This is a genomic window from Chryseobacterium sp. BGARF1 (assembly GCF_001677955.1).
GTDB lineage: Bacteria > Bacteroidota > Bacteroidia > Flavobacteriales > Weeksellaceae > Chryseobacterium.
This window is the reverse complement of record NZ_LELA01000153.1, coordinates 1-24,417: the sequence shown is the minus strand read 5'-3', so window position 1 is coordinate 24,417 and position 24,417 is coordinate 1. Positions and strand designations below refer to the sequence as shown.

Below are 24,417 nucleotides of genomic sequence, written 5' to 3'. Positions count from 1 at the left end.
AAGATCATGAAAAAAATATTTTTAACACTATCTCTGTTGACATTAATGGTTAGTTGCAACAATGATTTTGTAGACATCAGAGATGAAGGAGAAATTGATGTGGAAAACTTCTTCACAACACAAGATGATGCAATGCGTGCAACTAATGCTGTGTACAGTTTTTTAAGAAGCTGGGAAAATACAGGTTTTCCTGCACAATTTGTGTTTGGAGTAACAGGTGATGATGTAGAAAAAGGTTCTAATCCTGGAGATGCGTCATTTATCAATGCATATGACAACTTTACGTTTACAAGTAGTGATGATGGGGTTAGAGGATATTGGATCGGGCAGTGGCAGGCAGTTAACAGAGCCAATCAGGTAATTACCAACGTGCCTAAAATAGAAATGGATGCTACGCTAAAGAACAGATTGATCGCTGAAACTAAAATGTTGAGAGCATACTTTTATTTCAATTTAGTAAGAATCTACGGAGGAGTTCCTATTTTTGATGGTTTACCTGCTGATGGAATTTACACTAAGCCAAGGAATTCTGCTGCAGAAGTTTATGCCTTTATCGTAAAAGATTTAACAGAAGCTGCCGCAGTGTTACCTCAAACTTATCCAGCTTCAGAGTTAGGAAGGGTAACAAAAGGTAGTGCGTTAGGATTACTTTCTAAGGTTTATCTTTATATGAAAGATTATCAAAAGGCTTATGATACATCGAATCTGGTTATTGCAATGGGATATTCTTTAGATCCAGACTTTAATCATCTATTCAGACCTGCTGGTGAATTTGGAACTGAGTCAGTATTCGAAGTAAATTGTGGTTGTGATCCTTCTTTAGGTAAGGATGCAGGTAGTCAATATGCAGAAGTTCAGGGAGTAAGAAACCAATTCGGATGGGGATTCTTTACCCCAACAACAGCTTTAGAAAATGCATTTGAAACAGGTGATATCAGAAAGGAGTTATCTATTTTAAGAGAAGGTGAAACAACTCTTGAGGGCGATTTAATCAAGAAAGGAGATCCTAATGCAGGAGATATGTGGAACCAAAAAGTGTATGTTCCTAGATCTTTAAATAATAGCTCTTGTGGATATGGTTCTATTCAAAATGTTAGAATCCTAAGATTTGCAGATATTCTTTTAATTAATGCAGAAGCTGCTAACGAATTAGGAAATACTGCTACAGCTATTTTAAATATTAATAAGGTAAGATTCAGAGCAAACCTTGGAAATACTACAGCTACTACACAGGCTGCTCTTAAAGCTGCTATCTGGCAGGAAAGAAGGGTGGAATTAGCAATGGAAATGGACAGATTCCCAGATCTTGTAAGAACTGGACAAGCTGCTACAGTTTTAGCTGCTAAAGGATTTAAAGCAGGGAAAAATGAACTTTTCCCAATTCCTATGGATGCGATTAATCAAAGCAACGGGCTTTTCGTTCAAAACCCCGGTTATTAATCATAATCAAATATTTAGAGGAGAATGAAAGTTCTCCTCTTCTTTTAGTATTCAAGTTTAAAAAATGATATAATGAAAAGGATAATACTCTCAATCGCAGCGACATCATCACTTATTGTCTCGTGCAAAAATTCTCAAATTTCAAAACAGGAATCTCCTCAAAAATCAGTTGTAAAATCAAATATTACAGACCAGCAGTTGATGGATAAGGTTCAGAAAGATGCCCTGAAATATTTCTGGGATTATGCAGAACCCAATTCTATGTTGGGAAGAGAAAGATATCACGAAGACAATATCTATCCGGATAATGACAAACATGTCATCACAACAGGAGGTTCAGGTTTTGGTTTAGCAACTATTTTAGTGGGTGTTGAGAGAGGGTTTATTTCTAGAAAAGATGCGGTGAAAAGATTGACGACCGCCATGGATTTTCTTGCAAAAGCAGACCGTCATAAAGGGGCGTGGTCACACTGGATCAACGGAGAAACAGGAAAAACTGTTCCTTTCGGAAAAAAAGACAATGGTGGAGATTTAGTAGAAACTGCATTTCTTACCACTGGAATTATTCAGGTGAGAGAATATTTCAAAAACGGAAACGCTGAAGAAAAAGCGCTTGCCAAAAAATGTGACGAACTTTGGAAAGGTATCCAGTGGAACTGGTACACGAAAGGCGGTGAAAAAGTACTCTATTGGCACTGGTCACCGGAATATCAATGGGAAATGAATTTTCCTTTAGAAGGTTATAATGAGTGTTTAATTACCTACATTTTAGCAGCTTCATCACCAACCTATTCTATTGATGCGGAAACATATGAGAAAGGCTGGACGAGAAACGGAACTTACCTTTCAGACAAAGAAAAATACGGTCTTCCGATGTATGTAAAACACAACGGAGCCGAAGAGTATGGCGGACCATTATTTTGGACTCAGTATTCTTACATCGGTCTGGATCCTACCAATTTGTCAGATAAATTAATCAAAAATTACTTCGATTTAAATAAAAATCAAGTTCTTATCGATTACAAATACTGTGTCGAAAACCCAAAACAATGGAAAGGTTACGGACCCAATTATTGGGGATTAACAGCTGGTTATTCAAGAAATAAAGATGGAAGCGTTGGCTATGATGCCCATTTTCCTCAAAACGACCATGGCGTAATTACTTCAACAGCGGCTTTGAGCAGTTTTCCTTACACGCCCAAAGAATCTATGGATTTCTTAAGGTTTATTTATTCAAAACCTGAATTTATCGGTTCTGCAGGCCCTTATGATGCTACTTCAATTCACTATAACAATTGGACGACACCAAGATATTTAGCCATCGACCAGGGAACCATCGCTCCGATGATTGAAAATTACAGAACAGGATTTTTATGGAAATTATTCATGAATGCTCCTGAAATCCAGAAAGGATTAAAAAAATTAGATTTTAAATCAGAAAAATACAATATTAAATAGCCACTTATAGCTACAAAAAGCCACCAGCCATTAGCCATCAGCCAATTGCTATTTTAGGAGCTTAATCCCGCTTTCCGCACTCGCTATTTTGTGGGTTTCGGCAGCAGCAAAGCTGCCGCCGAAACCCACAAAATGAGCTCAAACAAATGCTGCAATCGGGGCTAGCAATAACAACCAAGCCTTGTCAAGGTTTAAAACCTTGACAAGGCTCACAAAATAATCAATAGAAATGGGCTTTAGCCCGTTTTAACCTAAGAATAAAATCAAACGGCTTTAGCCAAAACCTAAAGAAATATGAATTTAAAATTAAAACACTTACCCTTTTTGCTTTTGCCTTTTTCATTGAGTTTACAAGCTCAGGAAATCAAAGCAGAACTGAATAAAGAAGTTAAAAGAGTAGAAAAAATCTCATATATTTTAGATTATCCTCAAAAAGCAAAAGGCAATGTTCCTTTGATTGTCTTTCTTCATGGTTCAGGAGAAAGAGGTAACAATTTAGAATTGGTGAAAGCACACAGTCCTTTTACGTACAAAAATCTGATTAAAGAACCTGTGGCAATTTTAGCTCCTCAATGTCCTGAAAATACTTGGTGGGACACGGTAAGCGTTTACAATTTGATTAAAGAAATTCAGAGTAAATATAAAATTGATGCTTCTAGAATTTACCTTACAGGGCTTTCAATGGGAGGTTGGGGAACGCTGAAACTGGCAATGGAACATCCTGAAATGTTTGCTTCTGTGGTTTCTGTTTGTGCACCTACAGATCGTGTGATGTATGCGAACATTCATCAATACAAAAATTTAAACATGAAAATCTTTCATGGCGGAATGGATGATGTCGTATTGCCAGAAAATGCTTTTAATTTTTACCAAGCACTTCATCCGGTAAACCCATCTGCAGAATTGACAATTTTCCCGAATGATAACCACAATTCTTGGGATTCTACTTATTCAAATCCAGCATTGTATGAATGGATGTTGTCTAAGAGAAAAGAAAAATAATTGAATTAAATGATAAAAATCTTTGAAAAATTAACTATTTAGTTTTTCTTTGCTTTAAATAGAATCATTGATAAAACAAAAAGAAATATAATTTAAGAAGTAAGATATATGAAAAAGTTAATTGTAATTGCGACTTTAGCATTAGCTCCTGTGTTTTCGGCACAGGAAATGGTAACAAAGCCGGTTCAGTCTTACCAGACTGTTCAATATCAGTCGAAGAAAAAGGCTTTTGTTGATGCTCTTTTAGCTAAAATGACCTTAGATGAAAAAATCGGACAGCTGAATTTACCAAGTTCAGGAGATTTTACAACTGGTTTGGCTAAAAGTTCAGACATTGGAAAGAAAGTTGAGCAAGGACTAGTCGGTGGATTGTTCAATATAAAAGGGGCTGAAAAAATTAAAGCTGTACAAAAAGTTGCCGTTGAAAACAGCCGTCTGAAAATTCCATTGATTTTTGGGATGGACGTCATTCACGGTTATGAAACTACTTTTCCAATTCCATTAGGCTTAGCAGCTTCATGGGATATGAATTTGGTACAGCAGTCAGCAAGAGTTGCAGCAAAAGAAGCAGCAGCAGACGGAATCAACTGGACGTTCTCGCCAATGGTCGATATTTCGCGTGAACCAAGATGGGGAAGAGTTTCTGAAGGTTCTGGTGAAGATCCGTATTTAGGAAGCGAAATTGCTAAAAATATGGTCTATGGTTACCAAGGAAAAGACTTGGCAAACGGAACCAATATTTTGGCTTGTGTAAAACATTTTGCATTATACGGAGCGGGTGAAGCGGGTAGAGATTACAATACAGTTGATATGAGTCATGTGAGAATGTTCAACGAATATTTTCCTCCTTATAAAGCGGCGGTTGATGCAGGTGTAGCTTCTGTAATGGCTTCTTTTAATGAAGTGGATGGAGTTCCTGCAACAGGAAGCAGATGGTTACAAACTGAAGTTTTAAGAAATCAATGGAAATTCAAAGGTTTTGTAGTAACTGATTATACGGGGATTAACGAAATGGTTGACCACGGAATGGGAGACCTTCAACAGGTTTCTGCCTTAGCTTTAAAAGCCGGAGTTGACATGGATATGGTGGGTGAAGGATTTTTAACTACTTTAAAAAAATCTTTAACTGAAGGAAAAGTAACGCAGGCGGAAATTGATATGGCTGCAAGAAGAGTTTTGGAGTCTAAATATGATTTAGGCTTATTCGACAATCCTTACAAACATGGTGATGCAAAACTAGCGGCTAAAGAAGTTTACAATTTAGAAAACCGTAATATCGCAAGAAGTGCAGCAGCGCAGTCTATGGTTTTAATGAAAAATGAAAACCAGGTTTTACCTTTGAAAAAATCAGGAACTGTTGCAGTGATTGGTCCATTGGTGAACAACTCAATGAATATGGCAGGAACTTGGAGTGTGGCTACAAAACATGCTGTTTCTGTTAATTTAATGCAAGGTCTTCAGGCTAATTACGGAAAAGACGTTAAATTTCTTTCTGCAAAAGGCGCCAACATTGATTACGATGTTAAATTAGAAGATATTTATGCAGCTCACGGTAAGAAAACCGACAGAGACAATCGTTCAAAAGAGGCGTTATTAAAAGAAGCAGTTGATATTGCGAATAAAGCTGACGTTATTGTTTTGGCAATAGGAGAGTCTGCAGAAATGAGTGGTGAATCTTCTTCAAGAACTGAAATTACAATTCCTCAATCTCAGGTTGATTTGTTGAATGAATTGAAAAAAACAGGAAAACCAATCGCAATGGTACTTTTTACGGGTCGTCCTTTGGCATTAACCAATGTAAAAGATGCTCCTGATGCTATTTTGAATGCTTGGTTTGCAGGTTCAGAAGCGGGTAATGCCATTGCTGATGTACTTTTCGGCAAGGTAAACCCTTCAGGAAAACTACCGATGACGTTCCCAAGAAGCTTAGGACAGGTTCCGATTTATTATAATGCTAAAAATACAGGTCGACCATTAAGTCAGGAATTGACAGATAAATGTGAATACCAAAGATTCCGTTCAAACTATATGGATGAGTGCAATACACCATTGTATCCGTTTGGATATGGATTGAGTTATTCTAAATTCAACTATTCTGATGTGACGGTTTCTAACGCAAATCCAAAAGGAAATCAAACCATTCAAGCTTCGATTACTTTGACGAATTCAGGAAACTATGATGGAGCAGAAGTGGTGCAGTTATACATCAGAGATATGGTAGGAACGATTACTAGACCGGTAAAAGAATTAAAAGGATTCCAAAAAGTAATGTTGAAAAAAGGAGAATCTAAAAAGATTACTTTCGACATCAGCCCAGAAAGCTTGAAATTCTACAACGGAGATTTAAAATACGATTGGGAAGCCGGAGAATTTGATATCATGATTGGTACAAACTCTGAAGAGGTGAAACATTCAAAAATTAACTGGACGAAATAAACTTTTTTAGGTTTATTATTTCAATACAAAAAAACCTTGTCACAATTGTGGCAAGGCTTTTTTATAAGTATTTAGTAGAGCTATTTTTTTACGATTTTGTTGGTGTAGGTTTGGCGATTCGTTTTGATCTGAATAATATAGTTTCCGTGCAAAAGGTTTTTTACGTTCACATTTTTTTCATTATTTCTAAAAATATCTGCAGAAATTTTTTGTCCAGACATTGAGAAAATAGAATAATCAATTAACTTTTCCTTAGTTTCTACATACAAAATATCATCAGTAGGATTAGGAAAAACTTTTAATGATAAATTTTTCTGTGCGGCTTCCTGAGTTGAAAGCAAAGAACAGTTTGAGGTGACCAATACATTATTACCAACTGCAACTTTTACTTTAGAAGCATAAGACGAATTAGAATCATCTACACAAATTCCGGTTAATTGTGGCATAAATTGATAATCTGAAATATGCAACCACACAATATTTTGATTGTATCCATTTTTAATATTGATGTATTTCATCAATTGATTAGAGGTAAAACTTACATATTGTAAGCTGATATTATTAGTGAGATCTAAAGAGGTAAATAGATTATTTACTGCGCTGAAGTTAATTAATTGCTGTAAATTGCTAAGATTTAAGGTAGTAAGATAATTGTTCCCAACAGAAATAGCTTGTAGATTAGGATTGTTGCTGAAGCTTAAGTTTGATAATTGTGACTGGAAACCATTAAATTGCTCCAAAAGTGGAACTTGAGAAAGATTAATACCATTAGAAAAGTTATTATGATCAATAGCTAAGGTTTTAAGCAAAGGGTTGTTGGTCAGATTTAAGCTGGTAATTGAAGTTGCTCCTATGTTTAAGTGTTGTAAAAGAGGATTCATGGTTACATCAATAGAAGGAAGTAAAGAATGCCCAGGAACGGCTATTATTGTAAGCAGAGGATTCTGAGTGACATTTATTGAACTGATACTGTTAGGTAAATTAGGGTCTTTTTGCAATACCAATTCTTCTAAAACAGGATTTTGTGTAACATCTATGCTGGTCAAATTATTATTGTTGATCCATAATTTTTTTAATAAAGGATTTTGTGAGACATCAATAGACGAAAGACCTCCTGAAAGAGTTCCTTCAATTATGATTTCTTCTAAGAGTGGTTTATTTAAAACATTAATAAGTGTATTTGATGCCACACCGATACTCAGGTATTTAAGTTGTGCTAATCCGGTCAAGTCAACTGATGTCACCGCTGTACCAAATCCCAATCTTAAGTTTTGAAGCTGAGTGTTTTGACTGAGATTAAGAGGGGCACTAATGGGATTGTTCTTAATCATAAGAATGGTTAGATTAGGATAATGCTCAATTCCACCCAGATTTGTAATATTATTATTGGTATCAATATTAATATAAGTAGCGTTTTGAGCTTCACTCAAAGAGATTTGTCCATCACCATTTACATCTTGAAAAGGCAGTAAGGCATTCTTAAAATTAGCATCAGCAAAATTAATATTTTGTGATAAAACGAGACTAAAGCTTGTCAAAAATAAAAGAGAATAGATTTTTGATTTCATATATATAAAATTATCGGATTTTGATGGCATATTAATTTTGTCTCTAAAGATAGAAATATTATTTTAATCACCTTTTGATGTATTAAAATAATTTGAAAAGCTTATGAATTTTAAAAATTTAACTTGCATTCTAATCAAAGCACAGAAACTATTTAGGAATTTTTAGATAGCTGAAATAATTTTTTTATAACACGCTCAAAATGTGTGGCTTTTTTGTATCTTAGAACTAAATATGCCGATACCGTATTTTTGGCATACTTTTTACCAAATCGAAAACATTAAAAATTTAAATATGAAAAAAACAATTTTATTCAGTGCAATGTTCCTTGGTGCATTAGTTTTTGCTCAAAAAGCTCCGATTGTAGGGGGCGACAGAGACGTTCATGGTTGTATACCTTCTGCAGGTTATACTTATTCTCAACTCAGAAATAATTGCGTAAAAGTTTTTAATCAGAAAATAAAACTTAAAGAAGTAAACCCAGAAGGAAGTTCAACTTCTATGACGGCAGTCATTTTCAGTAAAAACATGAAGAAAGCTGAGGTTTTTATTCCACATCAAAGCGCAAAAAGTATTATTCTTGAAAGAGAAGGAAATGGAAAGATCTGGAAAAGTGGAAGTCACATCAAAGAAAGCTATGTTTTGGTTCCGTACAAGAAAAAAGGATATCAAATTAAAAAAGATGATGTAGTAATTTATCAATAAAACAAAAGCAGGAAGCCAAAACGGTTTCCTGCTTTTATATTTATCTTTAAAATTTGTAGCTTTTTCCGGATAGAAACGACATTTTACCAATAAACCTAATAGGTTTTCAAAACCTGTTAGGTTTGATTACAAGAAAACTAAATTATCCTGCAACAACTTCTTCAGCATAAACTACACCTTCATAACAAGCATTGTAAATCGCTTTCAACTCATCCAAAGTAGGAACTCTTGGGTTGAAACCTGTACAAGGATCTACCAAAGCATTGTTGGCGATGTAATCAAGATTTTTATCCCAATCTTCTCTTGAAATTCCAAATTCTTTAATTGCTGATTGGTTGTTAACTTCAGAACGTAAAGTTTCAATTGCTTGCGCCAACTCTTCAGTAGTTTCTTTACCAATTACTCGTGCTAAATCTGGAAAACGGTTTGTAGCAGCTGAATTATAACGAATCACATTCGGAAGGAAAATCGCATTAGAAGCACCGTGAGGAATTCCGTACAATGCGCCAACTTGGTGAGACAAAGAGTGTACAATTCCTAACCAAGCATTATTGAACGCCAACCCTGCCATAAATGATGCATCATGCATATTTTGACGAGCTACAATATTGTTAGGGTTTTCTACAGCTTCTTTCAAGTTATCAAAAACAATCTCTAAACCACCTTTTGAAAGTGCATCAGCAATATTGTTATCGATATTTGAAACATAAGCTTCTACACAATGCGTCAAAGCATCAAGACCAGTATTTGAAGTGACGTGAGCCGGCATTGAAGCACAAATTTCACCGTCAATAATAGCAACATCCGGAGTCAATTCATAAGAAACTACAGGATATTTTACTCCTTTTTCTCTGTCGGTAATTACGGCAAGACCAGTCGTTTCAGTTCCTGTTCCGCTTGTAGAAGGAATCGCGATAAATTTTGCTTTATTTCTAAGAACTGGTACTGTAAAAGGTTTGATCAAGGCATCAAATTCCACATCAGGATATTCATAAAACACCCACATGATCTTTGCTGCATCGATCGCAGAACAACCTCCTAAACCGATGATCCAGTCTGGTTGAAAAGCATTGATAACTTCAGCGCCTTTTAGGCAAGTGGCAGATGATGGATCTTCTTCTACACCTTCAAAAATCTGAGTTTCAATTCCTGCTTCAGTAAGATAAGCAATCGCTTTATCCAGCGTTCCGCTTTTTCTCATTGAGCTTCCTCCGGTTACGATTACCGCTTTTTTACCTTTAATATTTGCCAATTCAGAAAGACTTCCAGCACCATGGAAAACTTCTCCTGCAATAAATAATTTGCTCATTTTTCTTATTTAATTTTAATAGAACAAAATTAGGCAAGCCAAAACGAGTGATGTTATACAAACAAGACTATGCGTTATACATTTGCGCCAGTTCTTGTTGAAGTTCGGTCGGAGTTTCTTTGAGTTTTGCTTTTACAAACTTGTTGAGTGCGGAAGGAGAATTAAAACCAAGGTCAAAAGCAATTTCTTTATGAGAAAGATCAGAAAACATCAGTTGGCGTTTTATTTCCATTAAAATTCGGTTGTGAATGGCCTGAATTGCCGTTTCCCCACAATGTTTTTTAGTGATTGAATTTAATTTTTTTGTTGTAATTGCCAACTCTTCAGCATAATATTGAACGGTTCTGTACTGTTTATAATGTTCGTTCAATAATTTTTTAAATCGAACGTAAACTGGTTTATCGGCCGAATCATTGTTTAAAATGGGATGCAGACCGTGAACAGATTCAATTAAACCTAAAAGGAAAATTTTAATTTGAAATCTCGCTTGTTCTTTTTTTATCAAACTCGGATCTTCATAAATTCCTTTGATGATTTTGATAGCATTTAAACTTTGTTCAAGATCTTCTTGAGATAAAATAGTACAGTTAAGCTGGGTTGAAAGGTTGACATTATAAGTACTCAACTCGTTTTTCAAAATATCTGAACAGAATAATATCTCTTCGAACAGAATGATCTTTCCTTTTAGATCGTCACTTATATCTGAAATAAAATGAACCTGCTCAGGAAATACTACAGAAATTTTTCCTGCTTTTAGAGAATGAATTTTATCTTCAATATGAACCTGAAGTTTTCCATTTTCTATAACAACAATAAAGAAATGGTCTTTTTTGTGAGGTTTAAAATATTGGTTTAAATTTTCCTCATTCAAATCAAAAACGCGGAATGAAAGATTTTTATCTTCAAGTTTTTGGATGTTTTTTTTGATTTCCAGTTTCTTCATGGTTCCCATTTCTCAGCTTTGTTTTAAAACGAAGCGACAAATTTAGACTAAAACATAATGAAACTCCAAAACACATTGTTTTTAGAAAAACTGTTGTCAAATTTTATCACGGAATAATTTAAAATAAAAAAACTTTAAACCTTATTTTACCGCAAAAGAATCAAAAGAAATGATTGAGGAAAGAGTAATTCAAAAGTTTACAAAATATAAAATTTTAGTTTATTATCAGTTTTGCTGGCTTTTGAATAACTTATTTTTGTACGAAATCTTTTGATTCTTTTGCGGTTAAAAAATCTCATATACTAAAAAGTACACAGTTAATTTCACAAATTAGCGATAAATAATGTAACGTTTTAAGTATTTGAAGCGTCTTATATTATATCGTTTAACCAAATCCATGAAATATGAATTTAAATTCCAAAATTTTAGGTATTACACAAGTGGTAATCACAAGTCTCATGATAAATGCACAAACTAAAGAGAGTAAATTGCCGGGCGACCCGACATTGGTTTCATCAAAAGCTACCATAGAAAAGCTTATTTCCTATGACAAAGGAAATTTTAAATACAAAGTAGAAGACTATTTTGCAAGACCAAAAGCTTCACAATTTAAAATTTCTCCAGACGGGCTTTATTTATCTTACAAAGAAAAAGATAAGGACAGTAAAAATCATGTTTATGTAAAAGATTTAAAATCTGGAAAAATTACAAAAGCATTGGTTGAAAAAGATGACTTGATAAGAAGTTATGGCTGGCTCGATAAAAAACGACTATTCTACACCCAAGATAAAGGTGGAAACGAAAATATCCATTTGTACGCTGCCGATATTGATGGCAAAAACCTGAAAGATTTGACTCCTTTTGAAGGAATCACGTTAAATTCTGTAAGATTGATTAAAGATACCGAGTTTGTTATTGTGAGCATGAATAAGAACAATAAACAGATTTTCGAACCTTATAAAATCAATTTTAATACCGGCGAAATTACGCAGTTGTATGAAAATAAAGATGTAAAAAGTCCGATTGATGATTATCTTTTCGACAGACAAGGGAATCTGAGAGGCTATACTATTCTTGAAAATGGTTTGACTACAAAATTGTTTTATAAAGATTTGCAGACAGGTAAGTTTAATCTCGTTAAAGCGACCGATTGGAAAGATACTTTTAGCGTAATTAGTTTTAATGATAATTCTAAAAACAAAGATGAGGTTTATTTGGTAACCAATCTTGGAAGTGATAAATCTAGAATTGTATTATATGATTTAAAGAAAAATGCAATCATTAAAGAGGTTTATTCGAATCCTACTTTTGATGTTTCTTCAATAGCGCAGGCTGGAAAAAGCCGAAATTACGAATTAGATTACATCAGCTATAATGGAATTAAAAACGAAACGATTCCTGTAAGTAAATTTTACAAAGAAATTCATGATAAACTGACTTCTGAATTTGGCGATAAACAGTTTGGAATTGCTTCTTCAGATGATAAAAACGAAAAATTATTGGTTGTTGTAGATAGTGATAAACTGTATGGAAAGTATTATGAATACGATACAAAAACCAAAACAACCAAACTTCTTTTTGATTTGATGCCTCAGCTGAAAGAAGAAGATATGGCAGAAATGCGCCCAATTCAGTTTAAAAGCAGAGACGGACTTACCATTCACGGATATATTACACTCCCAAAAGCAGCTTTGAACGGTGAAAAGGTTCCTTTGATTGTCAATCCTCATGGCGGACCGCAAGGAATAAGAGATGATTGGGGTTTTAATCCTGAAACACAATTGTTTGCAAGCAGAGGATACGCTACTTTGCAGGTTAATTTCAGAATTTCTGGCGGTTACGGAAAAGAGTTTCAAACATCCGGATACAAACAAATCGGCCGTAAAGCGATGGATGATGTAGAAGACGGTGTAAAATATGCGATTGAGCAAGGTTGGATTGATAAAAATAAAGTAGCAATCTACGGCGGAAGTCACGGTGGTTACGCTACATTGATGGGATTGATTAAAACTCCTGATTTGTACTCTTGTGGAGTTGATTATGTAGGAGTTTCCAATATTTTCACGTTCTTCGATTCTTTCCCGGAATACTGGAAACCCTATAAAGAAATGGTAAAGCAAATCTGGTATGATTTGGATAATCCTGAAGAAGCAAAAATAGCAAAAGAAGTTTCGCCGGTTTTCCAGATTGATAAAATTAAAAAGCCGTTATTTGTGGTTCAGGGCGCGAATGACCCGAGAGTCAACATCAATGAATCTGACCAAATCGTTAAAGCTTTAAGAAGCAAAGGATTTGAAGTTCCTTATATGGTAAAATATGATGAAGGACACGGTTTTGGAAAAGAACCAAACAGAATTGAATTTTATAAATCAATGTTAGGTTTCTTTGCTGAGAATTTTAATAAATAAAAGAAGACAATTTTATAATTCATTAAACGGGAAGTATTCTGCTTTCCGTTTTTTTATTTAAGAGTGAGACAAAAATGTATATTCCTCAATATTTAGACGTACTGAATTCCCCTCCTTTGGAAGGGTGGATCAATTTTCAAAGAAAATTGAGACGGGGTGGTCTTTAGCCCGGATAGAAACGGTTACCCCACAGCAAATGATGGACAAAGCGAAGGAGCGAGGAGTAATAGTGGATAGCCGGATAAGCTTCTGGAAAAAAAATATTACGATAAAAAACACGATTAATAAACGAAAAATTGAAAATCCGAAAAAATATTTTAAATTTATTAAAGTAAAACAAAATATACAGTCGTCATAGCAATATGGAGATTGCCGAAAAATTACCAATGCCACAGAAGGAAAAGGAAAACATTATTTCTCAAACCGTATCGAGTTACGGCGGAAAACTGATGTCTTTCATTCGTCCGAAAGTGAAAAATACCGAAGATGCGGAAGATATTCTGCAGGAAGTTTGGTACCAGTTCAGCAGTTTGACCAATCTTTCTGAAATTGTAAATGTTGGCGGATGGTTGTACCGAGTAACGGCAAATAAAATCACTGATAAATACCGTAAAAAGAAAACCGAAAATCTTGAAGATTTTGTCTACGAAGATGAAGACGGAACGTTTTCTATAAAAGATATTCTGCTTCTGGATGACAGTGCAGGACCGGAAGTAAAAATGTTTCAGGACGAAATTTGGAAAAAACTGTTTGCAGCTTTAGAAGAACTTCCCGAAAAACAGAAATTGGTCTACATGGAAAACGAACTCAACGATAAAACTTTACAGCAAATCGCCGATGAACAGGGTGAAAATATTAAGACCATCATCAGCCGAAAAAATTATGCAGTAAAGCATTTGAGAAATAGATTGAAACAATTGTATGAAGATTTAAATAATTAGAAATAAATAAAATGAATAATAAATATAAGAAAAGTTGGGCTCTTTTAATTTTATGTCCACCCTTGATTTTCTTTGTCGTTGCACTGATTGTAATGTCATTGTGGAATTGCATTCTTCCCGAAATTATTGGCGTAAAAACCATTAATTATTGGCAGGCAATGGGAATTTTGATTTTAAGTAAAATTCTTTTCGGAGGTTTTCATGGAAAATTCGGACAGGGAATGAGAGATATGAAAGAAAAACACCTGAGACATAAAATGGAAGGAATGTCTGATGAGGAAAAAGAAAAATTCAAAGAAATCTGGAGACAGAAATGCTCAACCGGATTTTTCAACAGAAATAACGAATAGTTTAAAAATTTTTAGAAGTAGTAAAGTAAAAATAAGAACGAATTCGTCTCTATAAAAAAACAGAAGTAGTAAAATTTAAAATTTAAAGAAATGAAAAATTCAGTATTAAAAGGCATTTTAGGAGCTGTTGCAGTTGCAGGAGTTGCCGTAATTGCCAAAAAAGTAATCGAAAGAAAAAGATTTGTAAGAGGTATTTTTAATGAATACGGAATCAAAGAAAAATCTCCATTCGGATTGGCTGATAAAATCAGAGAAATGGATGAAGAGCAATATCAGGAACTGAAAGGAAAGTTCAAAAAAGAATTTGCATCAAGATGTTGCAAAAAAGATAACACTTGCGAAGCGTAAGTTTTTAGCTAACTAAATTAAAATTGTCTTATTCAGGCGCGGGAAGTTTTGCTTCCCGCGCCTGAATTTTTTTTAAATGAGTGAGTTTTTACTGCGAATGCACGAATATTATTATGAAAAAGCTCCCGCAGATTTCACGAATTTTCACAGATGATTTATTCTAATAATACAAAGTTTGTCATTCCGAAGGAATCTAAGCTATTTCTAGATTCGTTACAGAGATTCTTGCGGAATGACAAACTTGATGGATAATAAAATTCAATATCCTCTTTGCTGAGTGAAACGCCTTTGCGGACGAAAAATATTTTCAATAATTAAAAAGAATCTTAGCGACCTTAGCGCTAAAAAAGAGATTGCTTCGCTTTGATAGCGATGACAAAATTCGTGCATTCGTGGCTTCTTTATTTTTGTCCGAACCGACAAAATCCTTATTTTTGTATTCACTTTCATGAAAGACTACTATTATTTTCTTGGGATTCCTCACGATGCTTCAGATGAAGACATCAAAAGATCCTACAGAAAACTTTCATTAAAATACCATCCCGATAAAAATCAAGACGATGATTTCTTTGCAGACCGTTTCAAAGAAATTCAGGAAGCGTATGAGACTTTGAGCGATAAAGGAAGAAGAATTACGTACGACCAGAATTTAGAAAGTCAGCAGAAAAGCTTTAGATATACTGTTCCGCCTTCTATTAAAACTTTTACGGCTAATAAAATTCATGCGAAAAAAGGAGAGGAGATTATCATTACCTGGCAAACTCAAAATGCTGATGTGGTAAAAGTTTTACCGTTTGGATTGGAGAAAGCGTATGGAGAAAGAATTTTTAAGATCACAGAATTTAAAAACGGAAAATTTCAACTGTTGCTGCATGCGACAAACTCGCTTTTGCATAAAACCGTGGTTCAGGGAATTACAATAACTGAAGTTTTTGAATCTGATGGTGAGAAGTTCAGAGACAGGGCAGAAGAGCTTTTCAAGTCACAGCCAAGAACAGCTACGAATCCGAAAGGACAACCAAAAATTTTCAGATTAATCTTTGGGTTGTTAATCTTAGCTTTAGCAATTTACTTTTTAATCAGTAGTTTAACTAACTAAGCCAGTTTCTTATTTCCAGGACATTTTTTGCAACGTTTCCCTTTCTTAAATTTTTTGCAACACGATTTTTTGTCACCGCAGAACATTTCTTCGTTCTTAAAAGAAAATACAGGACTCAATGGCGGAACTTTAAAAGGTGTGATACTATTCATGCTGCAAATATATTAATTTAGAATAAATATAATTAATATATTTTGATAAATCTGTATTTGCTGACTAGCAAGTAGTTTGAGGATATTTAAAACCAAAAAATCAGCATTTTTACTTTAAAATGTTTCCCCAAAATTACTCGTTGAAAGATTTAATATCAAGTTTAACATCGGCTTAATATGGGTTGCGCAATCGGCTAAAAAATCGTAATTTTACGAATCTTTTTTTACAAACAAAATCTAATTATAAAAATGAATACAGAACAGTTTGTGAGCCGTCACATCTCCTTAAACGAAGCCGATAAACAGGCAATGTTGGAAAAAGTTGGCGTTTCAAGTATCGAAGAGTTAATTTCTCAAACCATTCCATCGTCAATCCGTTTAGAAAACGATTTGAACATCTCAGAGGCACTTTCAGAGTATCAAATGCTGAATCATTCGAAAGAATTGGCATCGAAGAACACTGATTATACAAGTTATATCGGTTTTGGATACCACAATACATTGTTGCCATCGGCTATCCAGAGAAATATCTTTGAAAACCCAAGTTGGTATACTGCGTACACGCCTTATCAGGCAGAGATTGCACAAGGAAGATTAGAAGCTTTGCTTAATTATCAAACTGTAGTTTGCGATTTGACAGGTTTTGCTTTGGCAAACGCATCTTTGTTGGATGAGTCTACAGCAGCTGCAGAAGCAATGCACATGTTCTTCAACAACAGAACAAAAGATCAGAAAAAAGCAGGAGCAAATAAGTTCTTTATTTCAGATTTAGTATTGCCTCAAACCGTTTCTGTTCTTAAAACAAAAGCTGAAGGTTTAGAAATTGAGATCGTAATTGGTGACCACAAAACGCATGAGTTTGACGGTTCTTATTACGGGGTTTTACTACAATATCCAGGTAAAAACGGAATCGTTTTAGACTATACAGAAGATATCGTTGAGTACAAAAAATTAGATTTACAGGTTGTTTTAGCTTGTGATCCTATGGCTTTGGTTAAATTGAAATCTCCTGCATCTATGGGCGCTGACTGTGCGGTTGGTACTTCGCAGAGATTTGGTATTCCATTAGGCTACGGTGGTCCTCACGCAGCATTTTTCTCTTGTAGAGAAGATTACAAAAGAGACATTCCGGGAAGAATTATTGGTGTTTCTCAGGATATGTACGGAAAACGTGCATTGAGAATGGCTTTACAAACAAGAGAGCAACATATTAAAAGAGAAAGAGCAACTTCAAACATTTGTACAGCTCAGGTTCTTTTGGCTGTAATGGCTGGAATGTACGCTGTATATCACGGTCCTAAAGGATTAAACTATATCGCTGATCAGATTCACTTTAAAGCTAATGCATTAAAAGGTGGATTGAAAGCTTTAGGATATGAAATTGCTGAGGAACCAATCTTTGACACCGTGAAAATTTTAATGGCGGAAGATGAGAAAGCGAGATTAAACAGATTGATGCTTGATCATAATTTAAACCTTAACTATTTCACTGAAGGTGTTGTAAGTATTGCAATCAACGAAAGCACAACATTAGAGAAATTAAATTATTTGATGGCTTCTTTTGCTCAGTTTAAAGATAAGCAGACTTTCAAATTAGAAATAAAAGAAGGATACAGTATTCCTGAAGAAAATCTTAGAAAAGATGAGATCTTAACAGAGTCTGTATTTAACAAATACCATACAGAGACAGAATTGATGCGTTACATCAAGCGTCTTGAAAGAAAAGATCTATCATTAACTCATTCAATGATCTCTCTTGGTTCTTGTACAATGAAGCTGAATGCTGCAACTCAAATGTTGCCACTTTCGTGGGCAGATTGGGGAAGTGTTCACCCGTTTGTACCGGTAAATCAGGCAGGAGGTTATCAGGAAATGATTAAAGAATTAGAGAAAGATCTTTCTGAAATCACTGGTTTTGCAGGAACTTCTCTTCAGCCAAATTCTGGAGCTCAAGGAGAATATGCAGGATTGATGGTGATTAGAGAATATCATATCTCAAGAGGTGAAGGTCACAGAAACGTGGTGTTGATCCCTCAGTCTGCACACGGAACAAACCCGGCTTCTGCAGCAATGGCAGGAATGAAAATTGTTGTTGTTAAAAATCTTGAAAGCGGAGAAATTGATTTCGAAGATTTCAAAGCTAAAACAGAACAACATTCTGAAAATCTTTCTTGTGTGATGATCACGTATCCGTCAACTTACGGATTCTTTGATGCCAACATTAAAGAGATTACAAAATTAGTTCACGATCATGGTGGACAAGTTTATATGGATGGTGCCAATATGAATGCTCAGGTAGGATATACAAGTCCAGGAAACATCGGAGCAGACGTTTGTCACCTTAATCTTCACAAAACTTTCGCTATTCCTCACGGAGGTGGAGGTCCTGGAGTTGGCCCGATCTGTGTGGCTAAACATTTAGTTCCGTTCTTGCCTACCAATGCAAACATCAATGTAGGTTCTAATGAAGCAATTGCAGGAATTTCTGCTGCACCTTATGGTTCAGGATTGATTCTGAATATTTCTTACGCTTACATCAAAATGTTGGGAACTTCAGGTTTGAAAAAAGCAACTGAGCATGCAATTTTAAATGCAAACTATTTAAAAGAGATCTTAGCTGAACATTTCCCAATTTTATATTCAAATACTGAAGGTAGAGTAGCACACGAATGTATCGTAGATTTCCGTCAGTTCAAATCTTTAGGAATTGAAGTGGCTGATGTTGCGAAAAGATTGATGGATTATGGTTTCCATGCTCCAACAGTTTCTTTCCCGGTTGCAGGAACATTGATGATCGAGCCTACAGAATCTGAAAGCAAGTCTGAAATTGATCGTTTTGCAGAAGCATTAATTTCAATTAAACAAGAAATTGATGAGATCGCAAACGGAGAAGCTGACCAAGCAAATAACGTATTGAAAAATGCTCCTCACACTGAGCAATTGGTGATTTCTGATTCTTGGGACAAACCATACAGCAGAGAGAAAGCTGCTTATCCGCTAGAGTGGGTAAGAGACCATAAATTCTTTGCTTCTGTTTCTAGAGTTGATGAAGCTTATGGAGACAGAAACTTAGTTTGTACTTGTGAGCCAATTGAAGCTTATATGTAATTAGAAGTTTTTTAGATATAATAAATCCCTTTCAGAGATGAGAGGGATTTATTATTTTATTGCTGACTGCACCATTGAACAAATTCAGGATATAGATCATCAACTTTTTTATTAGGATATTTTTTTCTAAGAGCTAACAAAGCATCATTAAATTCTTTCAATTTTGGAAAACCTCTTTGCTTCATCAATTCGTTGAGGTCATTATATGCGTATTGTAATGTGTTTTGATCGTCTTTAAATTTATCGGCGCAGAAAAGATAATAAGTGGAGTATGTCATATATTCATCGAAAACTTTTTCAGGATTGGGATAGTATTGTGTGCCTTCCTGTTTGGTATTTACCCATTTTTCTCTATCTTTTAAAGCATTCTCAAGATCTTTTGCATATTTTTTGGTAGGTGTTCCTACATAATTGTGGTCTATCTCGGTAAACATTGTTCTCGTGTTAAAGACAATATTTTGTTTCGGAGTAAGAGCTTTTTCCTGCCCGATTGGTGGAAGTACCATAACAATTTGCTTAAAGTTGTTGTTCTTATAGGTCGTAGTATAATTAAGACCATTAATTAGTGGCGAACAAAAGATAAGATAACTATTCATCTTTGTATCAAAATTTTTCTCAAGCCATTGCCATTGTTCATTAAGATTAGCTTGTTGATTATAGTTCTCTATTAATTCTTTATAAAAAGATAGATGTTCTTTATAGAATTTTCGGAAGTTTGATTTTAAAGCAAAGTCTTCAATTTCTTTTTTATAAGTAGTGATTGGGTTAACTGTTATTTTAGTGTGTGAAGAAACACTTTTCATTGGAAATATGAAGTTTTTATTAGGAATAAGCTCATTATTTTTAAAGTCATAGCTTATCGCATTTCCCGTTAGAAATATATAATTGATAGGATTTTTCTTCATTAAAGAATCAAATTTAGTAATGATTTTTTCATGTTTGAATTCTTTAAAATGTTGAAGAACATCTTGGTAATATTTCCCTTTCTGTTCTACCATATCATCATTTTCTAAACCTACTTCGGTGATGGCAACCATAATGTGAAGCAGTTCTTTTACTTCATCGATCTCAATTTTTGCCTTTCCCTGATATTCTTTTTTATACTTTTCATCAAAATTTAATTCTTCTGAATCCTGAGCATGCATGATAAGTGATAATAAAAAACTAAAAAGTAAAATTGTTTTTTTCATGGATTTAATTAATTGAAATTTTAAGGGGCAAAAGTAAAATAAAAATCATTTCAAAACAATTTATATCCCATTGTTTTGAATAATTAAAGTGATTTTAATGATCTGAATGATCTGAATGAAGATTATTAGGGTTTTGTTTATAATAATTTAATTTTATTGAAAAACAAATTTTGATAAAATTGGATAGATAATTTTTCGATTAAAAAAAATTTTGTTTAAAAAATGGCTTGAATTTTAAATACTCAAGCATGTTTTTTTGTAATTAATTGATTTGTAATACATCAGCAGGATGGGGCAGGATGCTCATATTTCTGTTTCTGGGTAGATTGGTTAACACAAAATTAATATTAAATGAACAAAAAAACTTTACTCATTAAACACGCTCTAAAATCTTTGATTTTGTCTGGGTTGATTTTTTCTGCAGCAGATTTAGATGCCCAGACTTTAGCGTTTCCTGAAGCTACCGGTTTTGGTAGATTTACCACCGGAGCAAGAGGAGCAGCCAATCCTCAAATTTATTTAGTGACCAATTTAAATGATAGCGGAGCGGGCTCATTCCGTGATGCGGTAAGTCAGCCGGGTCGTTTTGTCATCTTTAAAGTAGGTGGAATTGTTAATCTACAATCAGTTGTAGCTGTCGCAAGTAACACGACGATTGCCGGACAGACTGCTCCCGGAGAAGGAATTCTATTTTTAGGACCGAGAGTTTCATTTTCAGGGTCGAATAATACGATTGCCCGATACTTTAGGGTTCGCTATGGAGGAACTTCCCAAAATCAGGATGCATCAGGAATTGCGAATGGAGCCAATATTATTTTAGATCACATGACCTTTACATGGGGTACCGATGAGGTTTTTTCTGTTAACTGGGATAATAACGGTACTGCTCCCGATAATATAACCATTCAAAATTCTATTATCGGACAGGGATTACATCGTCATAATCATTCTGCAGGTGGTTTAATGCAGCCTCCTCCAGGTGGAAAGATCAGCTTGATCGGGAATTTATATATCTGTAATAAAACCCGAAATAATAAAATAAAAGGCATCAATGAATTTGTTAATAATGTAGTTTACAATTGGGGTAATTATGGAAATACTTACGGACACACTCAATCCGGAGAAGCCTATATTATGGGCGGAGATTCTGCGGGAGCTTCTTACGCAAACATCATCAACAATTATTTTATCGGAGGCCCCAATACAAGCTCTACCGTTTCTACACCTTTCAGCGTAGGAAATGCCAACTTCAATCTATATGGTTCCGGAAATTATTTTGATAATAATAAAAATGGAGTTCTAGACGGGACTTTAGTTCCTCAGAATTTAACTGGATATCCTGTTGGAGATATCAACGCTATTCAGACAACTTCGTATGATTATCCGATGAAGAATCCGACCTTGACTGCACAAGGGGCTTTTGATAATATTGTTTCAAAAGTAGGAGCTTCTTATCCGAGACGTGATCAGGTAGATCAGTTGATGATTTCAGATTTGATGTCGAAAGGTACAACCGCAACTTATGTTTATGTGCAAAGCGATCTAACCACTCAGTTTGGTTTTACCAATGGTGGAGCAGGGCACGTTTATGGCGCTCCGGCTCCTTTAGACACCGATAATGACGGAATGCCGGATGCGTGGGAAACTGCAAACGGACTGAATCCAAATGTTTTTGATGCTTTGGCAGTAAGCACAACACACGCTCCGTATCTGAATATTGAAGTTTATATTAACGGTTTACACAACACCGCTGCTCCGGATTTTATTATTCCGCCATCCAATTTAAATTTTACTAATCCAGTGACTACGGGAACTCCGGCTACAAGCTCATTAACGGTTAATTGGAACGATAACGCAACCAATGAAACCAATTATGTATTGGAACGTTCTACTAACGGGACTGCTTTTACAGTGATTGCAACATTACCTGCGAATACAACGACTTATAATGAAACGGGTTTAACACCCAACACTCAATATTATTACAGAGTGAAAGCGGTGAATGCTACAGAATCTTCTGTGTATACTTCAAACACTTCTGTCACTACACCTCCGGTTCCTTCCGCACCTACAAAAGCAGCTAATCCTAATCCTGCCAATAGTTTTAATGACGTACAGTTGACCAATGGGAATTTACTTTTAAAATGGACAGGAAGCACCAACACCACTACATACACTGTTTATTTTGGAACAGATCCACAAAATTTAAATAATGTAGCCACAGTTCCTTATTCTGCTGCGCCATCGTATCAGTTAGGTAATTTAAATACGGCAACCAATTACTATTGGAGAATTGATTCGTCTAATGCATTGGGCTCTGTAACGGGTGACGTGTGGAGTTTCCGTGCATTGACGCCTAGCCTTGTCGGAAACTGGCCATTTTCAGAAACACCGTTGTCTGGTGAGCAGATTTCTGATCTTACTTCTTATGCGAATCATGGTACATTAAATGTAGCGTATGATAATGCGAATGTGAGAGTTCTCGGAAAAGAAAATTATGCACTAGATCTGGCAACTTCACCCAATACGCCGTACATAGCAAGTATTCCGCATCAGGATCAGATCTTATTTAATACGAATTCTTTCACGGTTTCTTATTGGATGAAAGCTCCGACAAGCATGATCCCATCGTCTTCGGCAACCAGTCTTTATGTTTTGTGTAAAGGTTCGTTTACCAAAAATACAGCAACAGGAGCCACCGGAAAACGTTTTAATGTAGAAATAAAAGGCGGTCAGTTGCGATATGCAATTGATGATGATGTTACGAAGAAAGAAATCACTTCTCCGATTGCCAATTATTTTACCAATAATTGGGTGCATGTTGTAATACAGAGAGATATTACAGCACATAAAATGAGAATTTATACCAATGGGGTTTTAAGTGCTGAAGGTGATGAAACCGCAGTTACAGGAATTGGTGAAGCAAGTGATCTGATCATCGGGAATATTGGTGAACTTGAGTTTTTATCAACCGCTAACGCTCCAGCTCCTTACAAAGGTGCATTTGATGAGCTTAAAATGTACAATTATGCATTATCTCCAACAGAAATATCTGCTTTGTACAGTCAGGCGGTGTTGAGAAATGCGGAATTCAGTATCAGTAAAAATGTGGGAACGGTATATCCGAATCCTGTAAAAGACCAGATCTTCATTAAGCTTCCTGAATATAAAAGATCTAGTTTAACTGCTACCATTTTAGATATGACAGGAAAAGTGATCGTTAAAGAGAAATTAAATGCTAATGGAAACGGAATATTTAATTTAAATATTGCCGGGAAAAAAGTATCTGGAAATTATATACTGAACGTTTCAGGAGAGGAATTGAATAGCAATTTTAAAATTATTGTTCAGTAAAATAGAGCACACTTAGTTTAATTCATATTTATCAAAGGAAATCCTTTCAATTTTTTTGAAAGGATTTTTTGTTTGTGAATATTTAAAGCATTTTTGTCATTAGAAGTTGATTATTTTAATTAACAATTATGTTTATCCGTTTTTATTAATAAAACCTGAGCTCGATTCTTATATTTTAACAAAATATCAATAGGAATGGGCTTTAGCCCATTTATACAATTAAGTTTCATTATTGGCTTTAGCCAAAATTATGATATATTTTGGCTAAAGCCAGTTTTTCTTGTTACTTTTTAGCCGGGCTAAAGCCCGACTCTATTGATTTGAACTTAAACAATTTATAATCATCAATTTTAAAATAAATTATTAATCAAACTCAGGTCAATAATCTATAATTTAACGCAAAGGCAAATTTAAATTGCTTTATTTTCCGTCTGTTTAGATTCCTGCGGAATGACAAATACATCGTTAGAACTAAATTTTTATTATTTATAGACATTCAGAATTAAACTTCTAAATTTTAAGAGCGTGTTTAAATTTTTATTAAATATTTTTCTATTGCCTTTATCTTAATTTTGACTACGTCGAAATAGCATTCATCGACTGAAAGG

General features: G+C 34.7%; 16 protein-coding genes. 12 read left to right on the top strand and 4 right to left on the bottom strand.

The annotated features are described in order from the left end of the window. The first annotated feature begins 6 nt into the window (after positions 1-6). The 4 genes from AB671_RS21005 (at position 7) to bglX (ending at position 6,336) form a co-directional block, all read left to right on the top strand. Positions 7-1,440: a RagB/SusD family nutrient uptake outer membrane protein gene (locus AB671_RS21005; RefSeq protein WP_066679472.1), complete on the top strand. Its 1,434-nt coding sequence runs from the start codon at positions 7-9 to the stop codon at positions 1,438-1,440. A 72-nt stretch (positions 1,441-1,512) separates the two neighbouring features. Next, a complete protein-coding gene (locus AB671_RS21000; RefSeq protein ID WP_066679473.1) occupies positions 1,513-2,898 on the top strand; it encodes a glucoamylase family protein in 1,386 nt (461 codons plus the stop codon). 294 nt (positions 2,899-3,192) lie between these two features. After that, positions 3,193-3,900, top strand: coding sequence for a prolyl oligopeptidase family serine peptidase (locus AB671_RS20995; RefSeq protein WP_066679474.1), 708 nt, complete (start codon positions 3,193-3,195; stop codon positions 3,898-3,900). Between the two features lie 108 nt (positions 3,901-4,008). Beyond that, complete coding sequence (gene bglX / locus AB671_RS20990) at positions 4,009-6,336, top strand: beta-glucosidase BglX (protein WP_066679475.1); 2,328 nt, start codon at positions 4,009-4,011, stop codon at positions 6,334-6,336. Between the two features lie 80 nt (positions 6,337-6,416). On the opposite strand, the gene AB671_RS20985 is transcribed toward bglX, so the two are convergent. Next, complete coding sequence (locus tag AB671_RS20985; protein ID WP_066679476.1) at positions 6,417-7,904, bottom strand: T9SS type A sorting domain-containing protein; 1,488 nt, start codon at positions 7,902-7,904, stop codon at positions 6,417-6,419. A 292-nt stretch (positions 7,905-8,196) separates the two neighbouring features. On the opposite strand from AB671_RS20985, the gene AB671_RS20980 reads away from it, so the two are divergent. Beyond that, the gene (locus AB671_RS20980) at positions 8,197-8,607 is read left to right on the top strand and encodes a hypothetical protein (protein ID WP_066681101.1); all 411 of its coding nucleotides are present in this window, start codon (positions 8,197-8,199) and stop codon (positions 8,605-8,607) included. A 142-nt stretch (positions 8,608-8,749) separates the two neighbouring features. Here AB671_RS20980 and AB671_RS20975 read toward each other — a convergent pair whose 3' ends face one another. Continuing rightward, entirely contained in the window at positions 8,750-9,916 is a 1,167-nt protein-coding gene (locus tag AB671_RS20975) for an iron-containing alcohol dehydrogenase (protein WP_066681099.1), read from the bottom strand. 67 nt (positions 9,917-9,983) lie between these two features. Next, positions 9,984-10,859 carry an AraC family transcriptional regulator gene (locus AB671_RS20970; protein ID WP_066681100.1) on the bottom strand — a complete coding sequence of 292 codons (876 nt, stop codon included), beginning with the start codon at positions 10,857-10,859 and terminating at the stop codon, positions 9,984-9,986. Positions 10,860-11,263: 404 nt separating this feature from the next. Here AB671_RS20970 and AB671_RS20965 point away from each other — a divergent pair, with 404 nt between their 5' ends. The 6 genes from AB671_RS20965 (at position 11,264) to gcvP (ending at position 19,265) form a co-directional block, all read left to right on the top strand. After that, positions 11,264-13,267, top strand: coding sequence for a S9 family peptidase (locus AB671_RS20965; RefSeq protein ID WP_066681097.1), 2,004 nt, complete (start codon positions 11,264-11,266; stop codon positions 13,265-13,267). Positions 13,268-13,653: 386 nt separating this feature from the next. Continuing rightward, on the top strand, positions 13,654-14,208 hold the full coding sequence (locus AB671_RS20955; RefSeq protein ID WP_157444289.1) for an RNA polymerase sigma factor: 555 nt from the start codon (positions 13,654-13,656) through the stop codon (positions 14,206-14,208). Between the two features lie 11 nt (positions 14,209-14,219). Continuing rightward, positions 14,220-14,558 carry a hypothetical protein gene (locus tag AB671_RS20950; protein ID WP_066681090.1) on the top strand — a complete coding sequence of 113 codons (339 nt, stop codon included), beginning with the start codon at positions 14,220-14,222 and terminating at the stop codon, positions 14,556-14,558. Between the two features lie 90 nt (positions 14,559-14,648). Then, positions 14,649-14,906: a hypothetical protein gene (locus AB671_RS20945; RefSeq protein WP_066681088.1), complete on the top strand. Its 258-nt coding sequence runs from the start codon at positions 14,649-14,651 to the stop codon at positions 14,904-14,906. 448 nt (positions 14,907-15,354) lie between these two features. After that, entirely contained in the window at positions 15,355-16,005 is a 651-nt protein-coding gene (locus AB671_RS20940) for a DnaJ domain-containing protein (RefSeq protein WP_066681086.1), read from the top strand. A gap of 401 nt (positions 16,006-16,406) precedes the next feature. Next, positions 16,407-19,265 carry an aminomethyl-transferring glycine dehydrogenase gene (gcvP, locus tag AB671_RS20935; protein ID WP_066681084.1) on the top strand — a complete coding sequence of 953 codons (2,859 nt, stop codon included), beginning with the start codon at positions 16,407-16,409 and terminating at the stop codon, positions 19,263-19,265. A gap of 56 nt (positions 19,266-19,321) precedes the next feature. On the opposite strand, the gene AB671_RS20930 is transcribed toward gcvP, so the two are convergent. Then, the gene (locus AB671_RS20930; RefSeq protein WP_066681082.1) at positions 19,322-20,455 is read right to left on the bottom strand and encodes a DUF4932 domain-containing protein; all 1,134 of its coding nucleotides are present in this window, start codon (positions 20,453-20,455) and stop codon (positions 19,322-19,324) included. Between the two features lie 351 nt (positions 20,456-20,806). Here AB671_RS20930 and AB671_RS20925 point away from each other — a divergent pair, with 351 nt between their 5' ends. After that, positions 20,807-23,809, top strand: coding sequence for a LamG-like jellyroll fold domain-containing protein (locus AB671_RS20925; RefSeq protein ID WP_066681080.1), 3,003 nt, complete (start codon positions 20,807-20,809; stop codon positions 23,807-23,809). The last annotated feature ends 608 nt before the right edge of the window (positions 23,810-24,417 follow it).